Source organism: Alcanivorax sp. HI0007 (assembly GCF_001635525.1).
Taxonomy (GTDB): domain Bacteria; phylum Pseudomonadota; class Gammaproteobacteria; order Pseudomonadales; family Alcanivoracaceae; genus Alcanivorax.
Map to the genome: position 1 here is coordinate 1 of NZ_LWEJ01000064.1, position 22,572 is coordinate 22,572.

At 59.5% G+C, this 22,572-nt stretch carries 22 protein-coding genes; 18 read left to right on the forward strand and 4 right to left on the reverse strand.

Annotation, left to right across the window (positions count from 1 at the left end; all coding sequences use genetic code 11):
* The coding region (locus tag A3714_RS03080) for a helix-turn-helix domain-containing protein (RefSeq protein ID WP_197463351.1) at nucleotides 1-221 on the reverse strand (221 nt) is incomplete at its 3' end.
* A gap of 268 nt (nucleotides 222-489) precedes the next feature.
* Here A3714_RS03080 and A3714_RS03085 point away from each other — a divergent pair.
* The 15 genes from A3714_RS03085 to A3714_RS03155 all read left to right on the forward strand — a co-directional run bounded on the left by A3714_RS03085 (nucleotide 490) and on the right by A3714_RS03155 (nucleotide 16,820).
* Nucleotides 490-1,566, forward strand: a complete 1,077-nt coding sequence (locus A3714_RS03085) for an efflux RND transporter periplasmic adaptor subunit (protein ID WP_063508647.1) — start codon at nucleotides 490-492, stop codon at nucleotides 1,564-1,566.
* Nucleotides 1,566-4,700, forward strand: a complete 3,135-nt coding sequence (locus A3714_RS03090; protein ID WP_063508646.1) for an efflux RND transporter permease subunit — start codon at nucleotides 1,566-1,568, stop codon at nucleotides 4,698-4,700. The genes A3714_RS03085 and A3714_RS03090 overlap by 1 nt, the downstream gene beginning before the upstream one ends.
* 186 nt (nucleotides 4,701-4,886) lie before the next feature.
* Complete coding sequence (gene ccoN, locus A3714_RS03095) at nucleotides 4,887-6,317, forward strand: cytochrome-c oxidase, cbb3-type subunit I (RefSeq protein WP_063508645.1); 1,431 nt, start codon at nucleotides 4,887-4,889, stop codon at nucleotides 6,315-6,317.
* A 10-nt stretch (nucleotides 6,318-6,327) separates the two neighbouring features.
* Nucleotides 6,328-6,963 (forward strand): cytochrome-c oxidase, cbb3-type subunit II, encoded by a 636-nt coding sequence (gene ccoO / locus A3714_RS03100; RefSeq protein WP_062817333.1) that lies wholly within the window; start codon nucleotides 6,328-6,330, stop codon nucleotides 6,961-6,963.
* Nucleotides 6,960-7,112: a cbb3-type cytochrome c oxidase subunit 3 gene (locus A3714_RS03105; RefSeq protein ID WP_062817332.1), complete on the forward strand. Its 153-nt coding sequence runs from the start codon at nucleotides 6,960-6,962 to the stop codon at nucleotides 7,110-7,112. The genes ccoO and A3714_RS03105 overlap by 4 nt, the downstream gene beginning before the upstream one ends.
* A complete protein-coding gene (gene ccoP, locus A3714_RS03110; protein WP_063508644.1) occupies nucleotides 7,109-8,020 on the forward strand; it encodes a cytochrome-c oxidase, cbb3-type subunit III in 912 nt (303 codons plus the stop codon). The genes A3714_RS03105 and ccoP overlap by 4 nt, the downstream gene beginning before the upstream one ends.
* 81 nt (nucleotides 8,021-8,101) lie before the next feature.
* A complete protein-coding gene (gene ccoG / locus A3714_RS03115) occupies nucleotides 8,102-9,520 on the forward strand; it encodes a cytochrome c oxidase accessory protein CcoG (RefSeq protein WP_063525740.1) in 1,419 nt (472 codons plus the stop codon).
* On the forward strand, nucleotides 9,489-10,007 hold the full coding sequence (locus tag A3714_RS03120; RefSeq protein ID WP_063509150.1) for a FixH family protein: 519 nt from the start codon (nucleotides 9,489-9,491) through the stop codon (nucleotides 10,005-10,007). Before ccoG ends, A3714_RS03120 begins: the two co-directional genes overlap by 32 nt.
* Nucleotides 10,004-12,376 (forward strand): heavy metal translocating P-type ATPase, encoded by a 2,373-nt coding sequence (locus A3714_RS03125; protein ID WP_063525741.1) that lies wholly within the window; start codon nucleotides 10,004-10,006, stop codon nucleotides 12,374-12,376. The genes A3714_RS03120 and A3714_RS03125 overlap by 4 nt, the downstream gene beginning before the upstream one ends.
* Nucleotides 12,355-12,576 carry a cbb3-type cytochrome oxidase assembly protein CcoS gene (gene ccoS / locus A3714_RS03130; RefSeq protein ID WP_063509653.1) on the forward strand — a complete coding sequence of 74 codons (222 nt, stop codon included), beginning with the start codon at nucleotides 12,355-12,357 and terminating at the stop codon, nucleotides 12,574-12,576. Before A3714_RS03125 ends, ccoS begins: the two co-directional genes overlap by 22 nt.
* Nucleotides 12,576-13,358: a sulfite exporter TauE/SafE family protein gene (locus A3714_RS03135; protein ID WP_062817327.1), complete on the forward strand. Its 783-nt coding sequence runs from the start codon at nucleotides 12,576-12,578 to the stop codon at nucleotides 13,356-13,358. Before ccoS ends, A3714_RS03135 begins: the two co-directional genes overlap by 1 nt.
* Nucleotides 13,359-13,424: 66 nt before the next feature.
* On the forward strand, nucleotides 13,425-14,798 hold the full coding sequence (gene hemN / locus A3714_RS03140) for an oxygen-independent coproporphyrinogen III oxidase (protein WP_062817326.1): 1,374 nt from the start codon (nucleotides 13,425-13,427) through the stop codon (nucleotides 14,796-14,798).
* A gap of 47 nt (nucleotides 14,799-14,845) precedes the next feature.
* On the forward strand, nucleotides 14,846-15,592 hold the full coding sequence (gene fnr, locus A3714_RS03145) for a fumarate/nitrate reduction transcriptional regulator Fnr (protein ID WP_082844776.1): 747 nt from the start codon (nucleotides 14,846-14,848) through the stop codon (nucleotides 15,590-15,592).
* A complete protein-coding gene (locus A3714_RS03150) occupies nucleotides 15,589-16,506 on the forward strand; it encodes a universal stress protein (RefSeq protein WP_063509656.1) in 918 nt (305 codons plus the stop codon). The genes fnr and A3714_RS03150 overlap by 4 nt, the downstream gene beginning before the upstream one ends.
* A 17-nt stretch (nucleotides 16,507-16,523) precedes the next feature.
* The gene (locus tag A3714_RS03155) at nucleotides 16,524-16,820 is read left to right on the forward strand and encodes a hypothetical protein (RefSeq protein ID WP_062817324.1); all 297 of its coding nucleotides are present in this window, start codon (nucleotides 16,524-16,526) and stop codon (nucleotides 16,818-16,820) included.
* A 109-nt stretch (nucleotides 16,821-16,929) separates the two neighbouring features.
* Here A3714_RS03155 and yaaA read toward each other — a convergent pair whose 3' ends face one another.
* The gene (gene yaaA, locus A3714_RS03160; protein WP_063509657.1) at nucleotides 16,930-17,703 is read right to left on the reverse strand and encodes a peroxide stress protein YaaA; all 774 of its coding nucleotides are present in this window, start codon (nucleotides 17,701-17,703) and stop codon (nucleotides 16,930-16,932) included.
* Nucleotides 17,704-17,777: 74 nt separating this feature from the next.
* Between yaaA and A3714_RS03165 the strand changes: the two genes are divergently transcribed.
* Both A3714_RS03165 and A3714_RS03170 read left to right on the forward strand, forming a co-directional pair.
* Entirely contained in the window at nucleotides 17,778-18,260 is a 483-nt protein-coding gene (locus A3714_RS03165) for a hypothetical protein (protein WP_062817322.1), read from the forward strand.
* Nucleotides 18,261-18,645: 385 nt separating this feature from the next.
* A complete protein-coding gene (locus tag A3714_RS03170; RefSeq protein ID WP_062817321.1) occupies nucleotides 18,646-19,479 on the forward strand; it encodes an MBL fold metallo-hydrolase in 834 nt (277 codons plus the stop codon).
* Between the two features lie 212 nt (nucleotides 19,480-19,691).
* Here A3714_RS03170 and corA read toward each other — a convergent pair whose 3' ends face one another.
* The gene (gene corA / locus A3714_RS03175; protein ID WP_062817320.1) at nucleotides 19,692-20,642 is read right to left on the reverse strand and encodes a magnesium/cobalt transporter CorA; all 951 of its coding nucleotides are present in this window, start codon (nucleotides 20,640-20,642) and stop codon (nucleotides 19,692-19,694) included.
* Between the two features lie 63 nt (nucleotides 20,643-20,705).
* Here corA and A3714_RS03180 point away from each other — a divergent pair, with 63 nt between their 5' ends.
* Complete coding sequence (locus tag A3714_RS03180) at nucleotides 20,706-21,353, forward strand: alpha-ketoglutarate-dependent dioxygenase AlkB (protein WP_082844777.1); 648 nt, start codon at nucleotides 20,706-20,708, stop codon at nucleotides 21,351-21,353.
* On the opposite strand, the gene A3714_RS03185 is transcribed toward A3714_RS03180, so the two are convergent.
* On the reverse strand, nucleotides 21,335-22,558 hold the full coding sequence (locus A3714_RS03185) for a nucleoside recognition domain-containing protein (RefSeq protein WP_063509658.1): 1,224 nt from the start codon (nucleotides 22,556-22,558) through the stop codon (nucleotides 21,335-21,337). The two genes, A3714_RS03180 and A3714_RS03185, sit on opposite strands and share 19 nt — an antisense overlap.
* Nucleotides 22,559-22,572: the final 14 nt, after the last annotated feature.

A 22,572-nucleotide genomic window follows, 5' to 3' on the forward strand; every position in this document is an offset into this window, starting at 1 on the left:
AGCATCTGAGACAGTCCGGCTTCACCTTTCACGTGCAGTAAATCGTTGGCGCTACAGTTCAGTGCTTCCATCAGTTTATGGATGGTCGATACCTTGGCATCAGTCTCGTTGCGCTCAAGTTTCGATATGTGCCCCAGCTTCATGTCTGCTACTGCTGCCAGCTCCCCCTGAGTTAACCCTGCAAGCTTCCTCAGGCGCTTTAAATTCTCTCCTAGAGCCATTCTGGTAACCCTCATTTGTGCTTTGAGGGCAAATATAACCCATATTTTCACTCCATAGGATTGACTTGGCTCTAAAGGGGCAATTAAATTCCCTCTACAGGGTGATTGACAGGGTTTCTAATGAGTCCAGATATACATTATGCGTAGTTATAGTTATCTTGATCCAGGCAGCATCCCTACAATCCTTACGCCCGATTCACTCGGACTTGCCTTTACCCTGCTAAAGTATGCGCTGTCGTTAAGTCTGAAAATAACCACAAGGACACGTATGCCGTCACTGTCCCTGCTATCTCATCGTCTTTTCCGGGTTGTGTTGCTGTTGTCATTCGCTGTTTCTGCACAGGCGGATGATCGCAAGCCAGTCTCTCTTGAGACGGTCACTCTGTCACGCTCCCAGGATGCGCTGCTGGTGAACGGCACGCTGGTGGCAGATCGTGCCGCCCGGCTTTCCGCGTCGGTGTCGGGTCTGGTGAGCAAACTGCTCGTGGATATCGGCGATCAGGTAGAGGCAGGCGCCGCACTGATTGAGCTGGATGCGGAGCTCAATCGACTGGAATTGCAACGTGCCCGGGCCAACTATCAGCAGCAACAGGCAACGCTGGCCGATGCCCGTCGGCGCCTTGAGGAAGCCAATAGTCTGGTCGCCCGGCGCAGCATTGCCGCCAGTGAGGTCCGCAGTCTGGAATCCGAGGTTCAGGTGGCCGAGTCTTCCCTGGCGGCCAGTCAGGCGGAGATGGCACGCCAGCAGGCGCTGATCAAGCGACATACCCTGCGAGCGCCCTTCAGCGGCGTGATCAGCGCCAAACTGAGTGAGGTTGGCGAATGGGTCACTCCCGGGACCACCGTTTTCGAGCTGGTCGGCAGCGATACGTTGCACGCGGATTTTGCCGTGCCCCAGCGTTATTTTCCACAGCTTTCACGCGATACGGCTATCGATGTCTGGCTGGCAGGCCAGAACGACCCGAACAATGCCATGAGCGCAAAAATCACGGCCATTGTGCCGGTGAATGATCCCACGGCGAGAACCTTTACGGTACGCGCCAGCATTGATGAAAAAGGCCTGACCCCGGGGATGGCGATCAATGGCCGGCTGCGCATGTTGTCCGCGGATGCCCGCCCCACGGTGCCCCGTGATGCCCTGCTCCAGGACAGCCAGGGCAATGTGACCGTCTGGCTGGCTGAGGGTGACGGTGACGATCTGGTCGCGCGCCGCAAGGTCGTCAAGGTTGCATCCGGGCAGTCACCGCAGGCTTCGGTGCTTGAGGGCCTGTCGAGCGGTGATCGCGTGGTTGTGCGTGGCAATGAAAGTCTGCGCGATGGTGACAAGCTTCGGGTGGTGGACTGATGTTCGACAAGATCGTTCGCCATGGCACCCTGATGACCGTTGTGGTGCTGATCATCACTCTGCTCGGGGTGCTGGCAGCCTTGCGCATCCCGGTACAGATGATCCCGGATCTGGAGGTCCGCACCATCTCGGTTGTCACCAGCTGGCCAGGCGCAACCCCCCAGGATGTGGAAAAGGAAATCCTTATTGAGCAGGAGGAATACCTGCGCAACCTGCCCAACTTGAGGCGTATGACCTCCTCCGCCGGCAGCGGCGAAGCGGAAATCGAGCTGGAATTTCCGTTCGGTGTGGATATCACCGATGCGCTGATCCGGGTCAATAATGCCCTCAGTCAGGTGCCCGCCTATCCCGACAATGTGGATCAACCGCGGATTCTGTCCAGTTCGTTTTCCAGTAACGCTTTCATGTATTACCGCGTCTCTCCCCTGCCCGACAATCCCCGCGGGCTGGACATGGACATGATGCAGGACTTCATTGATGACGAAGTCCGCTCGCGAATGGAGAGCGTACCCGGGGTGTCCCAGGTGGAAGTCCGCGGCGGCGCGGAACGACAGGTTCAGCTGCTGCTGGATGCGCAGAAGCTGGCCCAGTTCGGCCTGGGTGTGGTGGATGTGCGCGATGCGCTGCGCGAACGCAACCGGGATGTCTCCGGTGGCGAGCTGGAAAGCGGCAAGCGCCGATATTTGCTGCGTACGGTGGGGCGTTTCAAGGATATCGACAGCCTCAATGCGCTGATTCTGGCCCGTAACGGTGATTCCCTGGTGCGTCTCGGGGACGTGGCCACGGTGGTCCTGGATCACTTCCCGGTTCGCAGCCTGTCGCGGGTGAATGGTGAGCCGGTGATCAGCCTGGCGGTGCGCCGGGAGACCGGATCCAATGTGATCGATATTAAGTACGCCATGTTTGATCAGGTGGCTCAGATCAATCGGGAGGTGCTGGAGCCGGCCGGCATGCGGATCGCGCTGATCGCCGACGACGTGCGTTACGTGGAAGCATCGGTGGCCAATGTGTGGACCAATCTGGCCATTGGCGCCGCCTTTGCCACCCTGGTCATGTTCCTGTTTTTGCGCTCGGTGAAGATCACCGCCGTGGGCGTGATTGGTATTCCCATCTGTACCATTGCCGCGTTTCTGGGGCTGCTACTGGCCGGGCGCACCATCAATGTGATTTCCCTGGCCGGGATCGCCTTTGCCATCGGCATGACCCTGGATAACTCCATTGTGGTGCTGGAAAGCATCGAGATGGAAAGACGCAAAGGGCACGATCGCTTTCGTGCGGCGGTGAGCGGTATCCAGAAGGTATGGCCGGCGGTGTTCGCCTCTACCATGACCACGGTGCTGGTGTTCCTGCCGGTGGTCTTTATCCAGGAAGAGGCCGGCCAGCTCTACTCGGATATCGCCATCGCCGTATCCGCGTCGATTCTGGTCTCCATGCTGGTGGCCATGACAGTGATCCCCACCCTCTCCGCCCGTCTGGATTTCAGTGCGGTGGTGGCCCATGACGGTCAGCACAGCCGATGGATGACCGCCCTGCACCGGCTTTCCGCCCGCCTCTCCAGTAGCCGGCCCCGGCAAGTGGCCACCCTGGTGGCAACCGTGCTGATCGGGGGCGCTATTGTGCTGTTCCTGACGCCGCCGGCGGAATATCTGCCGGAGGGCGAGGAGCCGAAAACCTTTGCCAGTATGAGCGCACCACCCGGCTACAACCTCAGCACCATGGCAGCCATTGCCGACGAGGTGGAAGCGGAATTCTTGCCGCTGGTGGGCGCGGACCCGGCAGACTATGACGCTGGCAAACTGGCCATGCCACCCCTGAAATACCTGAATATGGGCGTGGATGCCGAGCGCTTGCGCATCATTGCCGAGCCGGTGGACCCGGCCCATATGGAAGCGATGATGGACAGCATTACCCAGGTGTATCGCCGCTATCCCGGCATGGGCGCTTTTGCCGCCCGGGGCTCGATTATTTCCAGTAATGATGGGGGTACCCGCAGCGTCACGCTGGATGTGGCCGGGGCGGACCTGGCGGAAATCTACACGGTGGCCTCGCGTCTTGAGCGAGAGGCCGAACGGGTTTTCGATAACCCGCGTATCCAGTCGCAACCCGCCAGCCTGTCCTTGGCCCAGCCGTTGATAGAGGTCCATCCGCTCTGGAGCCGTGCTGCCGAAGTGCAGTTTTCCACGCAGGCTCTCGGCTTTACCGTGGCCGCGCTCACTGATGGCGCCTACCTGGATGAATTTTTCCTGGGTGACGACAAGATCGACATTTATGCCTACAGCCAGCGTACCGGCACCCGGCCAGACCTGGCCGCCCTGCCCGGCCTGCCGGTGCACACGCCGATTGGCGCCACCGTGCCGCTGTCTTCGCTGGCCACCCTGAAAGAAACCGTAGACACCAGTGTGGTACGGAGGGTCAACGGTCGACGCACGGTGACCCTGAATATCATCCCGCCCCGTGGTGTGGCCCTGGAAACCGGTGTCAGCCGGGTGCGCGCCATGATCCAGCAGTTGCGTGATGCGGGGGAAATTCCGGATACCATCAGCATCACCCTGTCCGGCGCCAGCGACCAGTTACAGGCCACCCAGGAATCCCTGTCCGGAAATTATGTGGTCGCCCTGTTGCTGGTCTATCTCTTGCTGGTGGCGATTTTTACCCACTGGGGCTTCCCGTTGCTGATCATGACCACGATTCCACTGGGTATTGCCAGCGGCCTGCTGGGCCTGGCGATGATGAATGGCGTGGGCGCGCTGCTTCCGCTTCTCGGTCTGCCACCGCTCACCCAGCCCTTCGACATGATTACCATGCTCGGTTTCCTGATTCTGATGGGCACCGTGGTGAACAACCCCATCCTGATCGTCCATCAGGCAACACTGAATTTCCGGGAAAAGGCCATGAGTGCCGTGGAGGCCGTCAACGACGCCGTGGCATCACGGCTGCGCCCCATCGCCATGACCACCATTACCACGGTCTGCGGCCTGGCGCCGCTGGTGCTGATTCCCGGTGAGGGCACCGAGCTTTATCGGGGCGTCGGCGCCATCGTCCTGTTCGGGCTGCTCGGCACCGCCATTGTGACCATCACCTTCCTGCCAGCGCTCACCGCCCTGGTGCTTTCACTTTTCAGAAAGAGGACCTGATCCCGCAACGTTTCCTTCCGACGGTTGACGACAGCGCCAAAATTATCCACAAAGGTCATGTGCCTATCCCAGGATGGGTGAGACATTTTGTCCCAGGATTACGAACGGCGCAGTTGATCTATATCAAGAAAGCCGGGGAACACGCTTGGTATCGTCTCCCGGCGCATCATTCGGAAGGGAACGCACATGGAACACTCCGCAGTTTCACCATCGTATAACTACACGGTGGTTCGGCAATTCACCATCATGTCGGTTGTCTGGGGGATTGTGGGTATGCTGGTGGGGGTCATTATCGCCGCCCAGCTTGCCTGGCCTGTCCTCAATTTTGAATTACCCTGGTTCAGCTTCGGCCGGTTACGGCCGCTGCACACCAATGCGGTGATTTTTGCCTTTGGTGGCTCCGCCCTCATCGGCACCAGTTACTATGTGGTGCAGCGTACCTGCCAGGCAACCCTGGCGTTTCCCAGGCTGGCTGCTTTCACTTTCTGGGGCTGGCAGGCGGTGATTGTGGCCGCGGCCATCACCTTGCCCATGGGCTATACCAGCAGCAAGGAATACGCCGAGCTGGAATGGCCCATTGATATCCTGATCACCCTGGTCTGGGTGGCCTATGCCATCGTTTTCTTCGCCACCATTGCGCGACGCAAACAACCCCATATTTACGTGGCCAACTGGTTCTACGGCGCCTTTATCATTGCGGTAGCCCTGCTCCATGTGATCAACAACATCGCCATTCCCGTCTCGGCGATGAAGTCCTACTCCGTCTACTCCGGGTCCATCGATGCCATGGTGCAGTGGTGGTACGGGCACAATGCGGTGGGCTTTTTCCTGACCGCAGGCTTCCTGGGCATGATGTACTACTATGTGCCGGTACAAGCCCAGCGACCGGTCTATTCCTACCGGCTTTCCATCGTCCATTTCTGGGCCCTGATCGCCGTGTATATGTGGGCCGGCCCCCACCACCTGCACTACTCCTCCCTGCCCGACTGGGCCCAGTCCGTGGGCATGGTGTTCTCTATCGTCCTGTTGGCGCCCAGCTGGGGCGGCATGATCAACGGCATGATGACCCTGTCCGGGGCCTGGCATAAGTTGCGCACGGATCCGATCATCCGCTTCATGATCGTGGCCCTGTCCTTCTACGGGATGAGCACCTTCGAAGGCCCGATGATGTCCATCAAGACGGTCAACGCCTTGAGTCACAATACCGACTGGACGATCGGCCATGTGCACTCCGGCGCGCTGGGCTGGGTGGCCATGATCACCATTGGTGCCATCTACGTGATGATTCCCCGCCTGTTCGATCGCAAACAGATGTATTCCGTTGGCTGGATCAATGCCCACTTCTGGTTGAGCACCATCGGTACCGTGTTGTACATCGCCTCCATGTGGGTGTCCGGGATTATGCAGGGCCTGATGTGGCGGGCAGTGAATACGGATGGCACCCTCACCTACAACTTCGTGCAGGAACTGGTAGAGCGGCAACCGTTCTACGCCATCCGTCTGCTGGGTGGGGTGGTGTTCTTCGCCGGCATGGTGCTGATGGCCGTCAATGTCTACAAGACCATCGTTGGCGAACGTGACACCCGCGGTGACAACAACGTGCTGCAGGCTGCCTGAGGAGACCGACATGTCCAATGCCCATGAAAGAGTGGAAAAGAATGTCGGCCTGATGATCGTGCTGACATTGATCGCGGTAAGTTTTGGTGGCCTGGCGGAAATCGTGCCCTTGTTCTGGCAGAAAGCCACCACCGAGCCGCTGGAAAGCCTGGAGCCTTACACTGCCCTGGAAATGGAAGGCCGGGATATCTATATCCGCGAAGGCTGCCATGTCTGCCACACGCAGATGGTTCGGCCCCTGCGTGCAGAAACCGAACGCTATGGCGCCTATTCCGTGGCTGGCGAAGACGTGTGGGAGCATCCCTTCCTCTGGGGCTCCAAGCGTACCGGCCCGGATCTGGCCCGGGTGGGACTGCGCCCGATCACCGAGCAATGGCACCGTGAGCATCTGCGTGATCCGCGCCAGGTCGTGCCGGAATCCAATATGCCCGCTTACCCCTGGTTGCAGGAAACGCCGGTGGACTGGAGTGATACCGAACGCACCCTGCGACTGTTCAAGGACACCTTTGGCGTCCCCTACAGCGACCAGGACATTGCCGAGCAGTTGAACAAGATCGGGGGTGAGTGGGCCGATGCCACGGAAGAAGATGCCCTGGTTGCCTATCTGCTTTCCCTCGGCCAGGAACGTAAGGAGGCCTCACAATGAGCTATCAAGCCCTGTTCACGCTGGTCTTCTTTGTGGCGTTTATTGCAATGACCCTCTGGGTGTACCGGCCCAGCCGCAAGAAAGACTACGAAAAACTCGCACACATGGCCCTTGAGGCTGATCGCCGCAAAGAGAGGGATGAGCAATGAGTGATTTCTGGAGCTGGTTCATCATCATTATTGTTGCCATCAATCTGCTCGGCTGTGCGGGGCTATTGCTGTGGAACAATCAGATTTCTCCGGAGGAAGCGGCCAAGGAAACCACTGGCCACAGCTTTGACGGGATTCAGGAACGGAATGCGCCCCTGCCCCGCTGGTGGCTGTTCCTGTTCATCGGCACGCTGATCTTTGCCTGCATCTATCTGGCGTTGTACCCGGGCCTGGGCAAGTTTGAAGGCCTGTTGGGCTGGAGCAGTTCCGGCCAGTATGAAAAGGAAGTCACCCTGGTAGCGCGGCAAACCGACCCGTTGTTCGAAGAGTTTGCCAAGGTGCCGGTGGAAGAACTGATCGAGTACCCGGAAGCCCTGGCTGTGGGGGGACGGCTGTTTGCCAATAACTGCGCCATTTGTCATGGCTCGGATGCCCGTGGGGCCAAAGGCTATCCGAACCTGGCAGATAACGACTGGCTCTATGGGGGTGAACCCAAGCAGATCATTACCAGCATTGCCCAGGGGCGTACCGGCATGATGCCCCCCATGGCCGCGGCCATCGGTAATACCGATCAAGCCGTGCGCGACATGGCCATTTATGTGCAAAGCCTGAGCCGGCCGGATCTTGCCAGGGATGCGCAAAAAGCCGCCGCCATTGAGCGGGCGAAGCCTAAATTTGCCGTCTGTGCCGCATGTCATGGGCAAGACGGCAAGGGGATTCAGGCCATGGGCGCGCCAAACCTCACTGACACCACCTGGCTCTACGGTCCACGACTGGAGGATATCGAAACGACGATCCGTAAAGGCCGCAAAGGGGAAATGCCCAAGCATGAGAATCTGCTCAGCGATGAAAAGATTCATGTGATTGCGGCCTACGTTTACAGCCTGTCCCACAAGCCAGCTCCGTAACGACAGGCCATTGTCGCGGCCCCACAGGGGCCGCCGACAAGGCCAGTCGGTGGATCACGCCAGCCCCCTTCGAGGTGCGTAATGAGTGAACGCGACCGCATCAAAACCGTTGATGACAGCCCGGAAGCACAGGGGCCCATCAGTCTCTATGCCAAACGCAAACGGATACAGGTCAAATCCATCAGCGGTCGTTTCCAGCGTATTCGGGATTTCACCATCCTTAGCACCATGGGGCTCTACCTGGCTCTGCCCTGGGTTCGCTGGGACGGGCAGCAGGCGGTACTGTTCGACCTGCCCAACCGGCAGTTCCATATTTTCGGTCTGACGCTGTGGCCGCAGGATTTCCTGTTCCTTTCCTGGACCTTGATCATTGCCGCTTTTGCCCTGTTCTTCTTCACGGTTCTGGCCGGACGTGTCTATTGCGGCTATGTTTGTCCGCAGACGACCTGGACTCGCTTTTTTCAATGGATTGAGCAGTTGTTTGAAGGTGACCGGCACAGCCGCATCAAGATGGATGAGGCTCCCTGGACCCTGAGCAAAGTGCTGCGCCGTGGCAGCAAGCATGTCATGTGGCTGGCCCTGGCGTTTCTTACCGGTCTCACTTTTGTCGGTTACTTCTCCCCCATCACGGATCTCACCGTGCGCATCTTCAGCTTCAGCTGGGGAGGCTGGGAGCTGTTCTGGGTGGCCTTTTTTACCGTTGCCACCTATATGAATGCCGGGTTCATGCGCGAACAGGTGTGTCTGTACATGTGCCCCTATGCCCGTTTCCAGAGCGTCATGTTCGATCGCGAAACCCTCATCGTTTCCTATGATGAAGCCCGGGGCGAACCCCGTGGTCGAGGCAGCAAAAAGCGGCAACAAGGCACACAGGAAGTCGAAAAAGGCGACTGCATTGACTGCGGACTGTGTGTCCAGGTTTGCCCTACCGGCATTGATATTCGCGATGGTCTTCAATATGAATGCATTACCTGCGCGGCCTGCATCGACGCCTGCGACGATGTGATGGACCATATCGACAAGCCCCGGGGGTTAATCCGCTATACCACCGAGAATGCCCTGGAGGGCAAGGAATCCCGGGTCATTCGTCCGCGTCTGGTCGGCTACGGGATGGTGTTGTTGGCCATGGCCACCCTGTTCATGGTCACTCTCTATAATCGGGTGCCCCTGCAGGTCGATGTATTGCGCGATCGTAATCAGCTGTTCCGGGTTGCCAGCAGTGGGCGCGTGGAAAATGTCTATCGACTGGAAATTCTCAACAAGGGTCAGGATGCCCACCGCTACACACTGACTCTGGAAGGCCCTGAGGGGCTGCGCATGGAGAACCGTACCGAATTTACCATTCAGCCCGGCCAGCATTTATCCTTGCCGGTCACCGTCAGTTACGACCCCTATGAGGTGGAGATGCCCTCATCCACCATCTGGTTTTCAGTAAGGTCACTGGACGACCCTGACCTGGAGAAGCAGCATGAATCACGTTTCATCACCCCCCGTGGATGATCGCCCCTGGTACCGGTATCCGCTGTTGTGGCTGGCCATTCTGCTGCCCGCCAGCTCGGTGGTTGCCGGCCTGACCACCCTGTATATCGCTGTGATCAATGCAGACGCTCCCGTGGTGGACGAGTGGTACAAGGAAGGCCGCGGCATCAACCGCTCCATGGAGCAGGAACAGATTGCCGCGCGCCTGGGCATTGGCCTGGTACTGTCCCAGGTGGGTGCAGGGGTGCAGGCCAGGTTGACCAGCGACGCCGGCATCCCGGCGCCGGCGATGATCAAGGTGGCACTTCGTCACCCGACCCTCAAGGAAAAGGATGTCTTGCTGACGCTGCATCATCAGGGCAGCGGAGTATTTCGGGGCGATGGTGTCCTGCCTGCGTCCGGGCGTTTTATCGCTACCGCATCCACGCCGGAGGGCCACTGGCGTTTGTACCAGAACGGCACCATTGAAGACGGCACCATGAGTCTGGGTCACGTTACGACACCATGAACCAGCGACTCGCCCCTCCCTGCTGGCACTGCGGGCAACCTGCCCCTTCTGGCGCCTTCATTGCGCGCACCCCGGAAGGAAAGCGCGATGCCTGCTGCCCAGGCTGTGCGGCAGCCATTGAAACCATTTATGGCATGGGGCTGGATGATTACTACCGAATCCGCCAGGACGATGCTCCGGCGCCGGATGCTCGCCGTGCTGAACTGGATCTGGCCCTGTTCGACATTGCCGATCTGCTCGCGCCACACTCTACCCCGCTACCGGATGGCCAGCGTCTGCGACTGCAGCTTAGTGGCCTCACCTGTGCCGCCTGCAGCTGGCTGATCGAAAAAACGCTTTCCGCACAACCGGGTGTGAAGCGCGCCAGCGTCAATCTGGCGGGCATGACACTGACCGTGGACTATCAGGGCACTCCCCAGGCCCGTGAAACCGCCCGTCGTATCCAACAGCTGGGTTATGGCGTGAGCCTGCCCGGCGACCCCGCTGCCAGTGCCGCCAACCGGCGGGAGCACAAACGGCTCCTGGGCCGGCTGATACTGGCGGGTCTGGGCGCCATGCAGGCCATGATGTATTCCATGGCCCTGTATATCGGCGTGTTTGATGGCTCCGATGCGATTTATGAGTGGGTCTTCCGGCTGGCCAGTTTCCTTGTCGCAACGCCGGTGGTGTTTTACGCCGGCTGGCCTTTCTTTCAGGGCGCCTGGCGAGGGCTGCGCAATATCAACCTGACCATGGACACCCCCATCGCGTTGGCCCTGTTTCTGGCCTGGGGCGGCAGCCTGGTTGCCATGTTCGCCGGCGGTAGCCATGTTTACTTCGACTCCGCTGCCATGTTCGTTTTCTTCCTGTTGATCAGCCGCTGGCTGGAGCACCGGCAGCGCCAGGCGATCCATGCCGGGTATGCTCGGCTTGGCGATACCCTGCCCCGGGCGGTTCGGCGACTGCGTGGGGATCAGCCAGAGTGGGTCAGCCTGCGTCAGGTGACGGCCGGTGACCGATTGCTGCTGATACAGGGGGATGTGATTCCGGTGGATGGCCGCATTGTCGATGGCCAGGGCAGTTTCGATGAAGCGGCACTCACCGGGGAGTCCCTGCCCGTCAATCGGGGCCATGATGCACGCCTGGTGGCCGGCGCCCGCCTGCAAGAGGGGGCAATCACTCTGGAGGCCGAGTGCGCTGCTGATCACAGTCAGATTGCCCGTATCGCCGAGCAGGTGGAGTTGGCCAGCCGCGAGCGACTGGACGTGGTTCGCGACTGGCATCGTATTGCCCCGCTCTTTACCGCTGCCGTGTTGTTCCTGGCCACCTTTACCCTGGTGTGGCATTGGCCCGCCGGGCCTGGCGAGGCCTTTGATCATACCCTGGCGGTACTGGTGATTACCTGCCCCTGCGCCCTGGCCCTGGCGGTGCCACTGACGCTCTCGGCCACTTTGGGGACCGCCTTGCGCGAAGGCGTGCTGGTGGCATCGCCTCGCCAGCTGTTGCGACTGCCGCAGATTGGCGGCGTGCTGTTCGACAAGACCGGCACCCTGACCAAGGGCGCCTTTTCCCTTGTAGAGAGCCAAACACTTGGCAGCGTTTCGGAGCCCGAGCTGCTTGCCATTGTCGCCGCCCTGGAATGGAATAACCCGCATCCGCTGGCACAGGCTTTCCGTGACATGGAGCGGGATCCCCAGGTCACCACTGTCCAGCCGGACGGCAACGGTATCAGTGGTGTCCGTCACGGACAGCAATGGCGTATCAGTGGTGCGCCAGAGCAGGCGCGCCCGGGCACCACCTGCCTGCAACTCACCTGTGACCACACAGTGCAGTTGTATCTATGGCTACAGGACAGTCTTCGCCAGGAAAGCGTGGCGGTTACCCAGGCACTCCGGGCTCAGGGTCTGCAGGTACGCATGGCAACCGGCGATACTGCGGCTGCCGCCGAGCCGGTGGCTCGGGCATTGTCGCTGGAGCAGTGGCATGCCGGCATGCAACCCGCGGACAAAACCCGCTGGCTCACGGAACTGCAAGCCGACAGGCCCCAGATGATGGTCGGTGACGGCATCAACGATGCCCAGGCCATGCTCGCTGCAGCCGTGTCGGTGGCCACAGCCAACGCCACCAGCCTGGCCCAGCGGGCGGCAGGCCTGTATCTGCTTCAGGATAACCTGCATGCCATTCCTGCCCTGCCCGCGCTGGCCCGCTGTTGCCGACGCATCGTTCGGCAGAACCTGACCTGGGCCCTGCTCTACAATCTGCTGGCGGTTCCCTTTGCTGTCGCCGGCTGGATTCCGCCCTGGGCAGCAGCCCTGGGCATGTCTGCCAGCTCGCTACTGGTCACCCTCAACGCAACACGGGTTAGCCGATGGAAATTGTCCTCCTGTTGATACCTCTGGCCTTGCTGTTTCTGGGCGGAGCTATCTGGGCGCTCTTCTGGGCCCTGCGCAAGGATCAGTTTGATGACCTGGAGAATGCCTCCTGGCGCGTGGTGTTCGAAGACCGGGAGCAGCGCAAAAGCGTCCCGGGGACACGTGATGACACGGCGGCTGACAGGGACGAAAGGAATGAAAGGGGCGACAGGGAGTGATGATGCCGGAAGCCTCGCAGTCCCTGCTGGCATTGCTGGCCAGTGCCATGCTGTTGGCCAGTGCCGGCAGTGTTCACTGTATCGGCATGTGTGGCGGCATTAGCAGTGCCCTGACTTTCTCGATTCCGGAGCCACAACGACGGGGCAAAGCCCTCTGGGGCTGGCAGTTACTGTTTGGCACCGGCCGGGTATCCACCTATGTGCTGCTCGGGAGCCTGGCAGGAACGCTGGGCAAGACCCTGCTGGACTGGCTGCCCGGGCCCTCCATGGCGGTGGGTCTGGCCCTGTCCGGGATCCTGATGCTGCTGCTCAGCGGGTATCTGTTAGGGCGCGGCGTGTTGCTGAAGAAACTGGAGGGCGTCGGTGCCGGATTATGGCGTCGCCTGCAGCCGCTGACCCGTCGTCTGCTGCCCGTGGATCACCCGATAAAAGCCCTGGCACTTGGCGGGCTATGGGGGCTGCTGCCCTGCGGGCTGGTGTACACGGCGCTGGCGTTGTCCATCACCTCTGGCAGCGCGTTGTCAGGCGCCCTTGTCATGCTCTGCTTTGGCGTCGTCACCGTGGTGCCGGTGGCCACCACTGGCGTTATCGCCTCCCAGCTGCAGCGCTTTCGTTCCGGGCCATGGCCCAAGGTAGCGGCTTGTCTGACTCTGATGCTGGCCCTGGTGTTCTTCTGGCAGGCCTGGTCCATGGGTCAGGGCGGTCACGCTGGCCATCATGGTGCCACAGGGCCCGCCTCCGATACGTCTCACCACCATCAGCACCATCATTCCGACCCTTGATCCAGGTCAACATTGGGCCCTGACAGCTGGCCATAATGGGCAAAACCACTCAACAGGAGAGAGAGTGTGGCCACCTGGGACAAAGCATTGATCAGCCAGTATGGCGGTCCGGGACCGCGTTACACCTCTTATCCCCCTGCGCCGCAATTCCATGAAGAGATCAGTGAGGAAGAGTGTTCCCGGGCCATTGCCGCCGGAAATGCCGCCCGTCGCCCTCTTTCCCTGTATGTGCACGTGCCCTTTTGCAGCACGGTCTGTTACTACTGCGCCTGCAACCGTATCGTCACCGCCAATCGCGGCCGGGCGGCGGAATACCTGAGCCGGCTGAAGCAGGAAATCGGCCGTCGCGCTGCCCAGGTGGATAGCCAGCGTCCGGTGACCCAGATCCACTGGGGCGGTGGCACACCCACGTTTCTGAGCGATGCCCAGATCACCGAACTGGTCTATTACATGGCCCGGCACTTCACCTTGCGCGAAGACGACCGTGGCGACTATGCCATCGAGATTGATCCACGAACCGTGGATCAGGCGCGCCTGGGCCTGCTGCGTGGTCTGGGTTTCAATCGCATCAGTCTGGGTGTCCAGGATCTGGATCTTCGCGTGCAGCAGGCCGTCAATCGCGTCCAGCCCTATGAAATGATTCGCCAGACCATGGAATGGGCACGGGACTTCGGCTTCAAATCCATCAATACCGATCTTATTTACGGTCTGCCCTGGCAGTCAGAGTCCAGTCTGGCCAGGACCCTGGAGCAAATTGCCGATCTGCGACCGGATCGTATCTCGCTCTACAATTACGCCCATCTGCCGGCGCGATTCAAGATTCAGCGTCAGATTCCCGACATGGCTCTGCCGAGCCCGGATGAAAAGCTGGCCATGTTTGTTCGGGCTGGCAGGATTCTGCAGGATGCCGGTTATGTGTTTATCGGTATGGATCACTTTGCCCTGGAAAATGATGAAATTGCCGTCGCCCAGCGCAATGGCCTGCTGCATCGCAATTTCCAGGGATACACCCTCCATGGCGATGCGGATCTGCTGGGTTTTGGGGTCAGCGCGATCAGTCAGATCGGCAACCTTTATGCCCAGAACATGAAATCATTAAGTCAGTGGTCTGACGCCATTGATCAGGGTCATTCTCCCATTGAGCAGGGCTATCTGCTGGATCGCGACGACCAGATGCGACGGGATCTGATCATGCGACTACTGTGCGACCTGTATGTGGATATGAAGCTGTTCAGCGAACAGTGGCAGATCAATTTTCCCGACTACTTTGTGGACGCTCTGGGGGCATGGGTGGAATTTGAGGCGCAGGGGCTGGTCCGGGTCGATCAGCACCGTCTGGTGATCACGGACCGGGGCCGACTGGTCAGCCGGGCACTGGTGATGCCGTTTGACCGTTATACCCAGAACGAAGCCAGACATCGCTTCAGTCGTATCATCTGAACCTTGTACGTTTGTTGTTCACCCTGCCCTATACTGTAAGGTGAAATTTGCACTACGCAGCTATCAACCGGAGTCGCACCGTGTCTCACCATGTTTCCTGCAATGATTGCAGTCTGAGCCCCATCTGTCTTCCTCTGGCAGTGGCGCCGGCACAGCTTGACGAGCTGGATCGCATCATTCACCGGGGCCGCCCCCTGAAGCGCGGCGAGCACCTGTTTCGCGCGGCGGATGATTTCCAGGCGGTCTACGCGGTCCGCTCCGGCGCGCTGAAAACCTATGTGCTCAGCGATGAAGGCGACGAGCAAGTCACCGGGTTTTATCTGCCCGGGGAAGTGCTCGGTATGGATGGCATCAGCACCGCTCACCATGTTTCCAACGCCAAGGCCCTGGAAACGGCCACGGTGTGCGAAATCCCCTTCTCCAAACTGGAAATGTTGTCCCAGCGGATTCCCACGCTGCAACACCATTTCTTCAGCTTGATGAGCAACGAAATCCGCTCCGACCGTGAGCTGCACATGCTGCTCAGCAAGAAGAACGCGGATGATCGTGTGGCATCGCTACTACTGTCCATGTCAGCGCGCCACCAGCGGCGCGGGCTCAGTGAGCGGGTTTTTCGCCTGCCCATGTCCCGCTACGACATCGCCAACTACCTGGGCCTGGCGGTGGAAACGGTCAGCCGTATTTTTACCCGTTTCCAGCAGAACGAATGGCTGCGCGTGGAAGGCCGGGAAGTGGAAATCCTGGATCGCCGCAGCCTTTGCGGTGAGCGGCAAAATCTGGAGGCCACTCTGTGAACGCCCCCGTTCTGGCCATTCTCGATAGTGACCTGAAAGCGCCCCAACCGGCGCTGCACAAGGCGCAGCAAATTGCGGATGCCAGTCAGCGGCCACTGCATGTGCTGGTCAATGCCTATTCGTCTGCCATGGTTCGGGCTGTCGGTATCGCCCAGGAGCGGCAAAACGCCGCCAGGCAGCAAATTCATGGCGCCTGGGAGAAACGGATCCGCCATCTGACGGACCGGGAGGATGGCGAACTTTCCATTCTCTGGCAGAAAGACAGCATGGAGGCGCTGCGCGATAGCATTATTGCCCTGCAACCCGGCATGGTCGTGGTCCACACCAGCGCGGAAACCGGGCTTCGCCGGCACCTGTTTACCCCCCGGGATTGGCAGCTGATCCGCAAGGCACCCTGTCCGGTGCTGTGCGTCCATGGTCGTGCCTGGTCCTCATCGCCGAGGGTGCTGGCTGCCCTTGACCCGGGCAACGAGGCGCAGCAGGACGACCCGCTGGCCATTCGGGTGCTTGATGCGGCAAATGAGATTGCCCTCCACCTGGGTGGGAGCCTGCGCGCTTGCCATGTCCTGGATGAAATGGACGACAGCATGATTATGCTGGTGGGCGAGGCAATCCCGGATTACGCCGGTGGCATGGATGAGATGCGTCGCTTCTACCGGGAGCGCTTTCTGAAATTCGGCGCCGCCCATGGGCTTGGGCCGGATCAAATGACGACCCTTACCGGCCTGGTCGCAGCAACCCTGGGCAAATATTGTGACGACCAGGACATGGATGTGCTGGTGGTCGGCACCGTGCACCGCAACCTGCCGGAGCGGGTATTGCTGGGTGCCACTGCGGAATCTGTAATTACCCGTGCCAGCGCCGATGTGCTGGTGATCAAACCCGAAGGCTTCCAGGGTCCCTGGCAAGCCTGATTCAGGAGAACCTTACGATGACAGACAAGAAGGATTTTGCCGACAGCATTCGCCAAAAGCTGGAAGACTGGGATTATCAACTGGATCGGCTGACCGCGCGACTGGGTGACAAGCGAGACGAGTGGCGCGCGGAAGCCAAGCAGAGAATTGCTGACATTGAAGAACGCCGCGACGCGCTGGAAGCGAAACTGGAAAAACTGGAATCCCACGGCGAGGATGCCTGGCAAGACATCAAAGCCGGTGTGGAGCTGGCCTGGGATGGTTTGAAAACCGGCCTTCTTGCCGCCCGTAGCGAATTCGAAGACGGGAAATAATCATTTCTAGGTTCGAGTTACGAGGTTCGAGGTTCGAAATGCAAAAGCCACAATAGAACCCGTTTTTTGCCTTTCGTAACTCGAACCTCGCGACTCACAACTGAAATCCCTACTGCTCTTGCCGCCGAAATACCGGTTTTTCCGCTTTGGATTCCTCCGCGTAGAAACGATAACCGGCCACATCAAAATTCTTCAGCTTTGCTGGATCCTTGATGCCCTTCTTGATGACCCACGCCGCCATTAATCCGCGGGCCTTCTTGGCGTAGAAACTGATCACCTTGTACTTGCCGTTTTTCTCGTCCTGGAACACCGGCTCAATGATACGGCCGTTGATGGATTGCTTTTTCACCGATTTGAAGTACTCATTGGACGCCAGATTCAGCAGCACGTCGGTTTTTGCCGTTTTCATATCCTTGTTCAGCTGTTCGGTGATAATGTCCCCCCAGAAGGTGTAAAGGTCCTTGCCGCGAGGATTGTCCAGCCGGGTTCCCATTTCCAGCCGGTATGGCTGCATCAGGTCCAGTGGACGAAGCACACCATACAGTCCCGACAGCATGCGAAACGAATTCTGCGCTTCCTTGAGCTGGTTATCGGTAAAGGTGTCGATTTCAAGGCCGGTATAGACATCACCCTTGAAAGCAAATGCTGCCGGTCGGGCGTTACGGTTGTTGAACGGTCGTTGCCATTGGGCAAACCGTTCCACGTTCAAATGTGCGATTTTGTCACTGACACTCATCAGACTGCTGACATCGGCCGGGGAAAGCTGGCGCGCGCGCTCGATCAGCACTTCGCTGTCGTCCAGCAAACGGGGCTGGGTCGTTTTCAGCGCGGGCAATTCGCTCTCGTAATCCAGGGTCTTTGCCGGGGATACGACAATCAGCATGGTCTACTCCTTTACATATGACTCCCGGGATTATATGAATCAGGGAGTGCGAGGTCTGCAATTCTGGAGAATAAATGCGCCTATTACTGGTATTGACTGTCATTATCGCTGTGACTGTTCTGCTGTGGGGAAGCTGGCAGTGGGGACGCCGACCGTTTTATCTGGTGCTGAGCCTGGTGTTGGCAGGACTGCTGGTGCTCGGCATTGGCGTTTGGCACGGTGGCCGTGATGATCAGGTTCGCCTTCCTCCGGACGGCATCGTGGTGACATTGAAAGGCAGTCTCGCTTCCGAATCCGGCGTACGGCTCACCGGTAATCTGGCCAATCGCAGTGAAATGAATGTGGCGGCCGTCACCCTTCTTGCCCGGGCCCTGTCCTGCCCGGAGACAGGGAGCGAGTGCACGGTGATCTACCAGCAGCCGATTGATCTGCAAATGTATGTACCCGCCGGCAAGGACTATCCCTTTGCCGTGGTCAGTCGCCACCCGGACGAGGACACCCCGGTGGACCGCTGGGAGCTGGAAGCCATCGACAAGCTGGCCTACCCCAACCGGTAATCCTGGCTGCTACTGGCATCCTGCCGAGCGAATCGTCACAATGCGGCCTCGAGCAGGCTGTTGAAAAGCCGCTTGCGTGTCAGTCTTTCAGGCTGGCTCGCAATCCAGGCACGGTGTTGAAAATGTCCCCTCAAGGGGGATCGAGATATGACAATCCATCGGCTCTTCACCTTCAACACGCAACAACGAGTGCGAGTCAGCCTGGCAGACCCGGGAGCACTCGCAGAGCATAAAGGCGTGGCCTGAATGGCCCATCTACTGCTCTTTGTCGCCAGGAAAGGGAGCCACCCTGTCCGTCGCGACAAAACACAACAGCTGCACCTTTCAGGCGACGCTGAGTACGCAAGAGGCTTTTCATTAGCCTGCTAAACTCCCAGGAGTCACTATGGCATCACTGATTGCCGGCCAGCTCACCCCCATTGGCGACCATGCCTGGCGGGTTCTGGCGCGCAACCCGGGCATGATGACCGGGCCAGGCACCAACAGTTATCTGTTTGGCAAGGAAAGCCTGACTGTCATTGATCCCGGTCCGGAGGATCAGGAGCATCTGCAGGCATTGCTGCAGGCCTCGCGTACCCTGGGAAAACCCATAGAGCAGATCATCGTCACCCATACCCACCGTGATCACTCCCCCGGGGCGCTGGCCTTGGTGGCAGCAACCGGTGCCCGTTGCCTGGGCCCCGCCGTCCCCGATGACGGGCTGCAGGATGAAAGCTGGCAGGCGGACCGGTTATTGGCCGAGGGTGACCGGGTTGATTGTGGCGGTGTATCGCTGCAGGTAATCGAAACCCCGGGGCACGTGGGCAACCACCTGTGCTATCTCAGTGAAGATGGCCTGCTGTTTACCGGTGATCACCTGATACAGGGCTCGACCGTGGTCATCGCCCCACCCTCCGGTTCCATGCAGGCCTACTTCGCCTCTCTGCGTAAACTCCAGCACCGCGGCATTACCCGCATGGCACCGGGCCACGGGGATGTGATCGGCGATCCGGAGGCCACCCTGAGCCAGACGCTGGCACACCGGCAGAAACGGGAAGACAAGGTCCTGGAGGCCCTTTCCAGCGACGCACAACCCCTGGCCATATTGGTTAAGGATGTCTACGACGATGTGCCCGAGTTCCTCCATGGCGTGGCGCAATTCTCCCTCCAGGCCCACCTGATCAAGCTGGCAGAAGATGGTAAGGCCCAGGAAACCGGTCAAGGCTGGCACAGAACCTGATTGCGCAGCCTCTTGGTAGGAGCGCCTGTTGAGGCGCGAAGTCGGCAAGGAGGCTTACGGGGCACGAGAAGCGAGTTTCGAATGACGAAAAGCAAACCAGCGACGATTCTGGTTTTCGCGACTCGTTGCTCGCTTCTCGCTCCGCCTCTTTCGCACCTCAAGCGGTGCTCCTACAGGTGCACCAACACAAGGTTTTCGCTGTTAACTGCTTTTCACAGCCATCCTTTGCGCTTGAAGAACCAATATGGCGTCAGGCCGGACAGGAACATCAGCCCGATCGCCATGGGGTAACCAAAGCGGAAATCCAGCTCCGGCATGATCTCGAAGTTCATGCCATAGATGCTGGCGATCATGGTCGGTGGCAGGAACACCACCGCGGCAATGGAAAAGATCTTGATGATCTGGTTCTGCTGAATATTGATGAACCCTTGCGCCGCATCCATCAGGAAGTTGATCTTGTCGAACAGAAAAGTGGTATGCGACATCAGCGTGTCCAGATCGTGCTGCACCTCGGCACAGGTCCGGCGGCGGACCTTGTCGGTTCTTACATAGCGCTGAATAAAGGAGATGGAGCGCTGGGTATCCATCAGACACAGGCGGATCTTGCCGTTGGTGTCCTCCAGCCGGGCCAGCTTTTCGATATCGTCTTCCAGCTCCCCGTTTTCCTCTTCCAGGACGCTGTAACCGACCTGTTCCAGGTCCCGATGCACATCCTCCAGGGCATCGGCCAGGTTCTCCACTTTCTGTTCCAGAATGCTCAGCAGAATATCAATGGGCTGTTGGGTCTTCACCCAGCCGCGACGCACACGCAGACGCAACAGGCGAAAGTCCGGCAAGCGGGAATCGCGGAATGACAGCAACCGGCCTTCCTGTACCACAAAGGCGACCGTGGAGGTGCGGGCACGACCTTCTGACTGGAACAGGAACAGGGAATGGACATGCAGGCCCTGTTCGTCGCTGAAAAATCGGGCGGAGGCTTCAATTTCTTCCATATCATCGGACGCTGGCAGCTCCGCTTCCAGAAACTGCTGTACCAGCTCCCGTTCGCTGTCTTCCGAATCGACCAGGTCAATCCAGCTGGCGTCGTCCGCCAGGGTTGGCAGAATGCTTTCTGTGTCCTTTTCACGCAGAACACCGTTCTCGATACGGAAGATATGCAGCATGATGTTTCCCTGATCATGGTCGCCGGCAAGCGGCCGGCAGCAACTTGATAATGCACCAGACTTATGACTGTCAACGATCCCGACTTCGGGAATCCAAACAAGGCTCCGGAATTGATCACATTGGCCGATGACGCCCGCCTCTGGCTGTGGCGCGATGCCCTGCCCGCTTCGCTGTGCGGATCGCTACAGGCGGCATTAAACGCGCAACTGGACTGGCAACAGCCTCAGGTACAGGTATTCGGCCGCAGCTATAACGTACCACGGCTAACCGCCTGGCATGGCGATGCGGATATTCCCTATCGTTATTCAGGCCATCAACATGTGGCGGAGGGCTGGCCGGCGCCCCTTTTGCCTGTGCGGGATGCGGTCAGTGCACTCTGCGGACACCGGTTCAACTCGGTGCTCGCCAATCGCTATCGGAACGGCAGGGACTGCATGGGCTATCACAGCGATGATGAACCGGAATTGGGACCGCAGCCATGGATTGCCTCCTACAGCCTTGGCGCTGAGCGGGATTTCGTTTTTCGCCCCCGTGGTGGCGGCCGACAGTGCCTGTGCCTTGCCTTGCCCGACAACAGCCTGTTGCTGATGAGTCCGGATGTGCAGCGAAGGTTTCAGCATGCGTTGCCACGCCGTCAGCGCGTTCAGGCAGAGCGCCTCAATCTGACCTTTCGCCAGATAATCCCCCGCGGTCAACCCCAGAACGCATAGCTGAGCAGAATCGCAGCAATCAGCCCCGCCGCATCTGCCGCCAGGCCACACCAAAGGGCATGGCGGAAATCGCGAATACCGACGCTGCCAAAATACACTGCCAGAACATAGAAGGTGGTTTCCGTGGAGCCCTGCATCACCGCGGCCATTCGGGCAGCCAGCGAATCCACCCCCTGGGTCTGCATCACATCCACCATGGCCGCCCGCGCCCCGGAGCCGCTCAGTGGTTTGAGAAAGGCAACCGGCAGCGCCTCCACAAAGCGGGTATCCCAACCGATCGCGGCGGCGGCAAAGCGAATGCCATCAAGAAACAGGTCCAGCATGCCGCCAGCTCGCAACATGGCGATCGCCGCCAACATGGCCACCAGATACGGAATCAGCCTGACGGCAAGGGTGAACCCTTCCTTGGCTCCCTCCACAAAGGTGTCATAGCTATCCACGCCCCCACGCCAGGCGGCGATAAAGAAGGCGCTCAATACCAACAGCAGGATGCCATTGCCCAACAGACTGGAGAGCGTATTGGCCAGCTCGGCCGGAGCCAGCCAGACAATGGTGCCCAGGATCCCCAGGATGGCCAACCAGAGTCCGCCCACCAGCAGCAACAGCGGGTCGGCTAGGGAAATACGCTGAACCCGGGCGGTCACCAGTATCCCCGCCAGGGTGGAGACGGTAGTTGCCATCAGCAAAGGCAGGTAGACCGCTGCCGGGTCGGCGGCGCCCTGTTGCGCCCGAAACAGCAACACCGTCACCGGGACCAGGGTCACTGAGGAGGTATTGAGCACCAGAAACATGATCTGGCTGTCCGTGGCCCGAGTCGGCTGCGGGTTGCCCTCCTGCAAGCGCTCCATGGCTTTCAGCCCCAGCGGAGTGGCCGCGTTATCCAGGCCCAGCATATTGGCTGCCAGGTTCATGGAGACGGGGGCGGATGCCTGCGGAGTGCGCCGGACACCGGGCATCAGTCGAGCCAGCAGCGGCTCCACCCAGGAGGATAACCGGGCGGCCAGGTTGCTGGCCTCCGCCATCTTGAATAGCCCGCTCCACAATGCCAGCACCCCGATCAGCCCCAGGCTGACCTCCACGGCAAGGTCTGCCGCGGCCCACAGCGCATTGATTAATCGGCCCGGGGCCTCCATATCACCACTGATGAGCTGGATTACCGCTCCGGCGATACCCGCAAGGAAAAACAGGCTGAAGAGTCTGTGCAAAGCTTCCCCCGTAC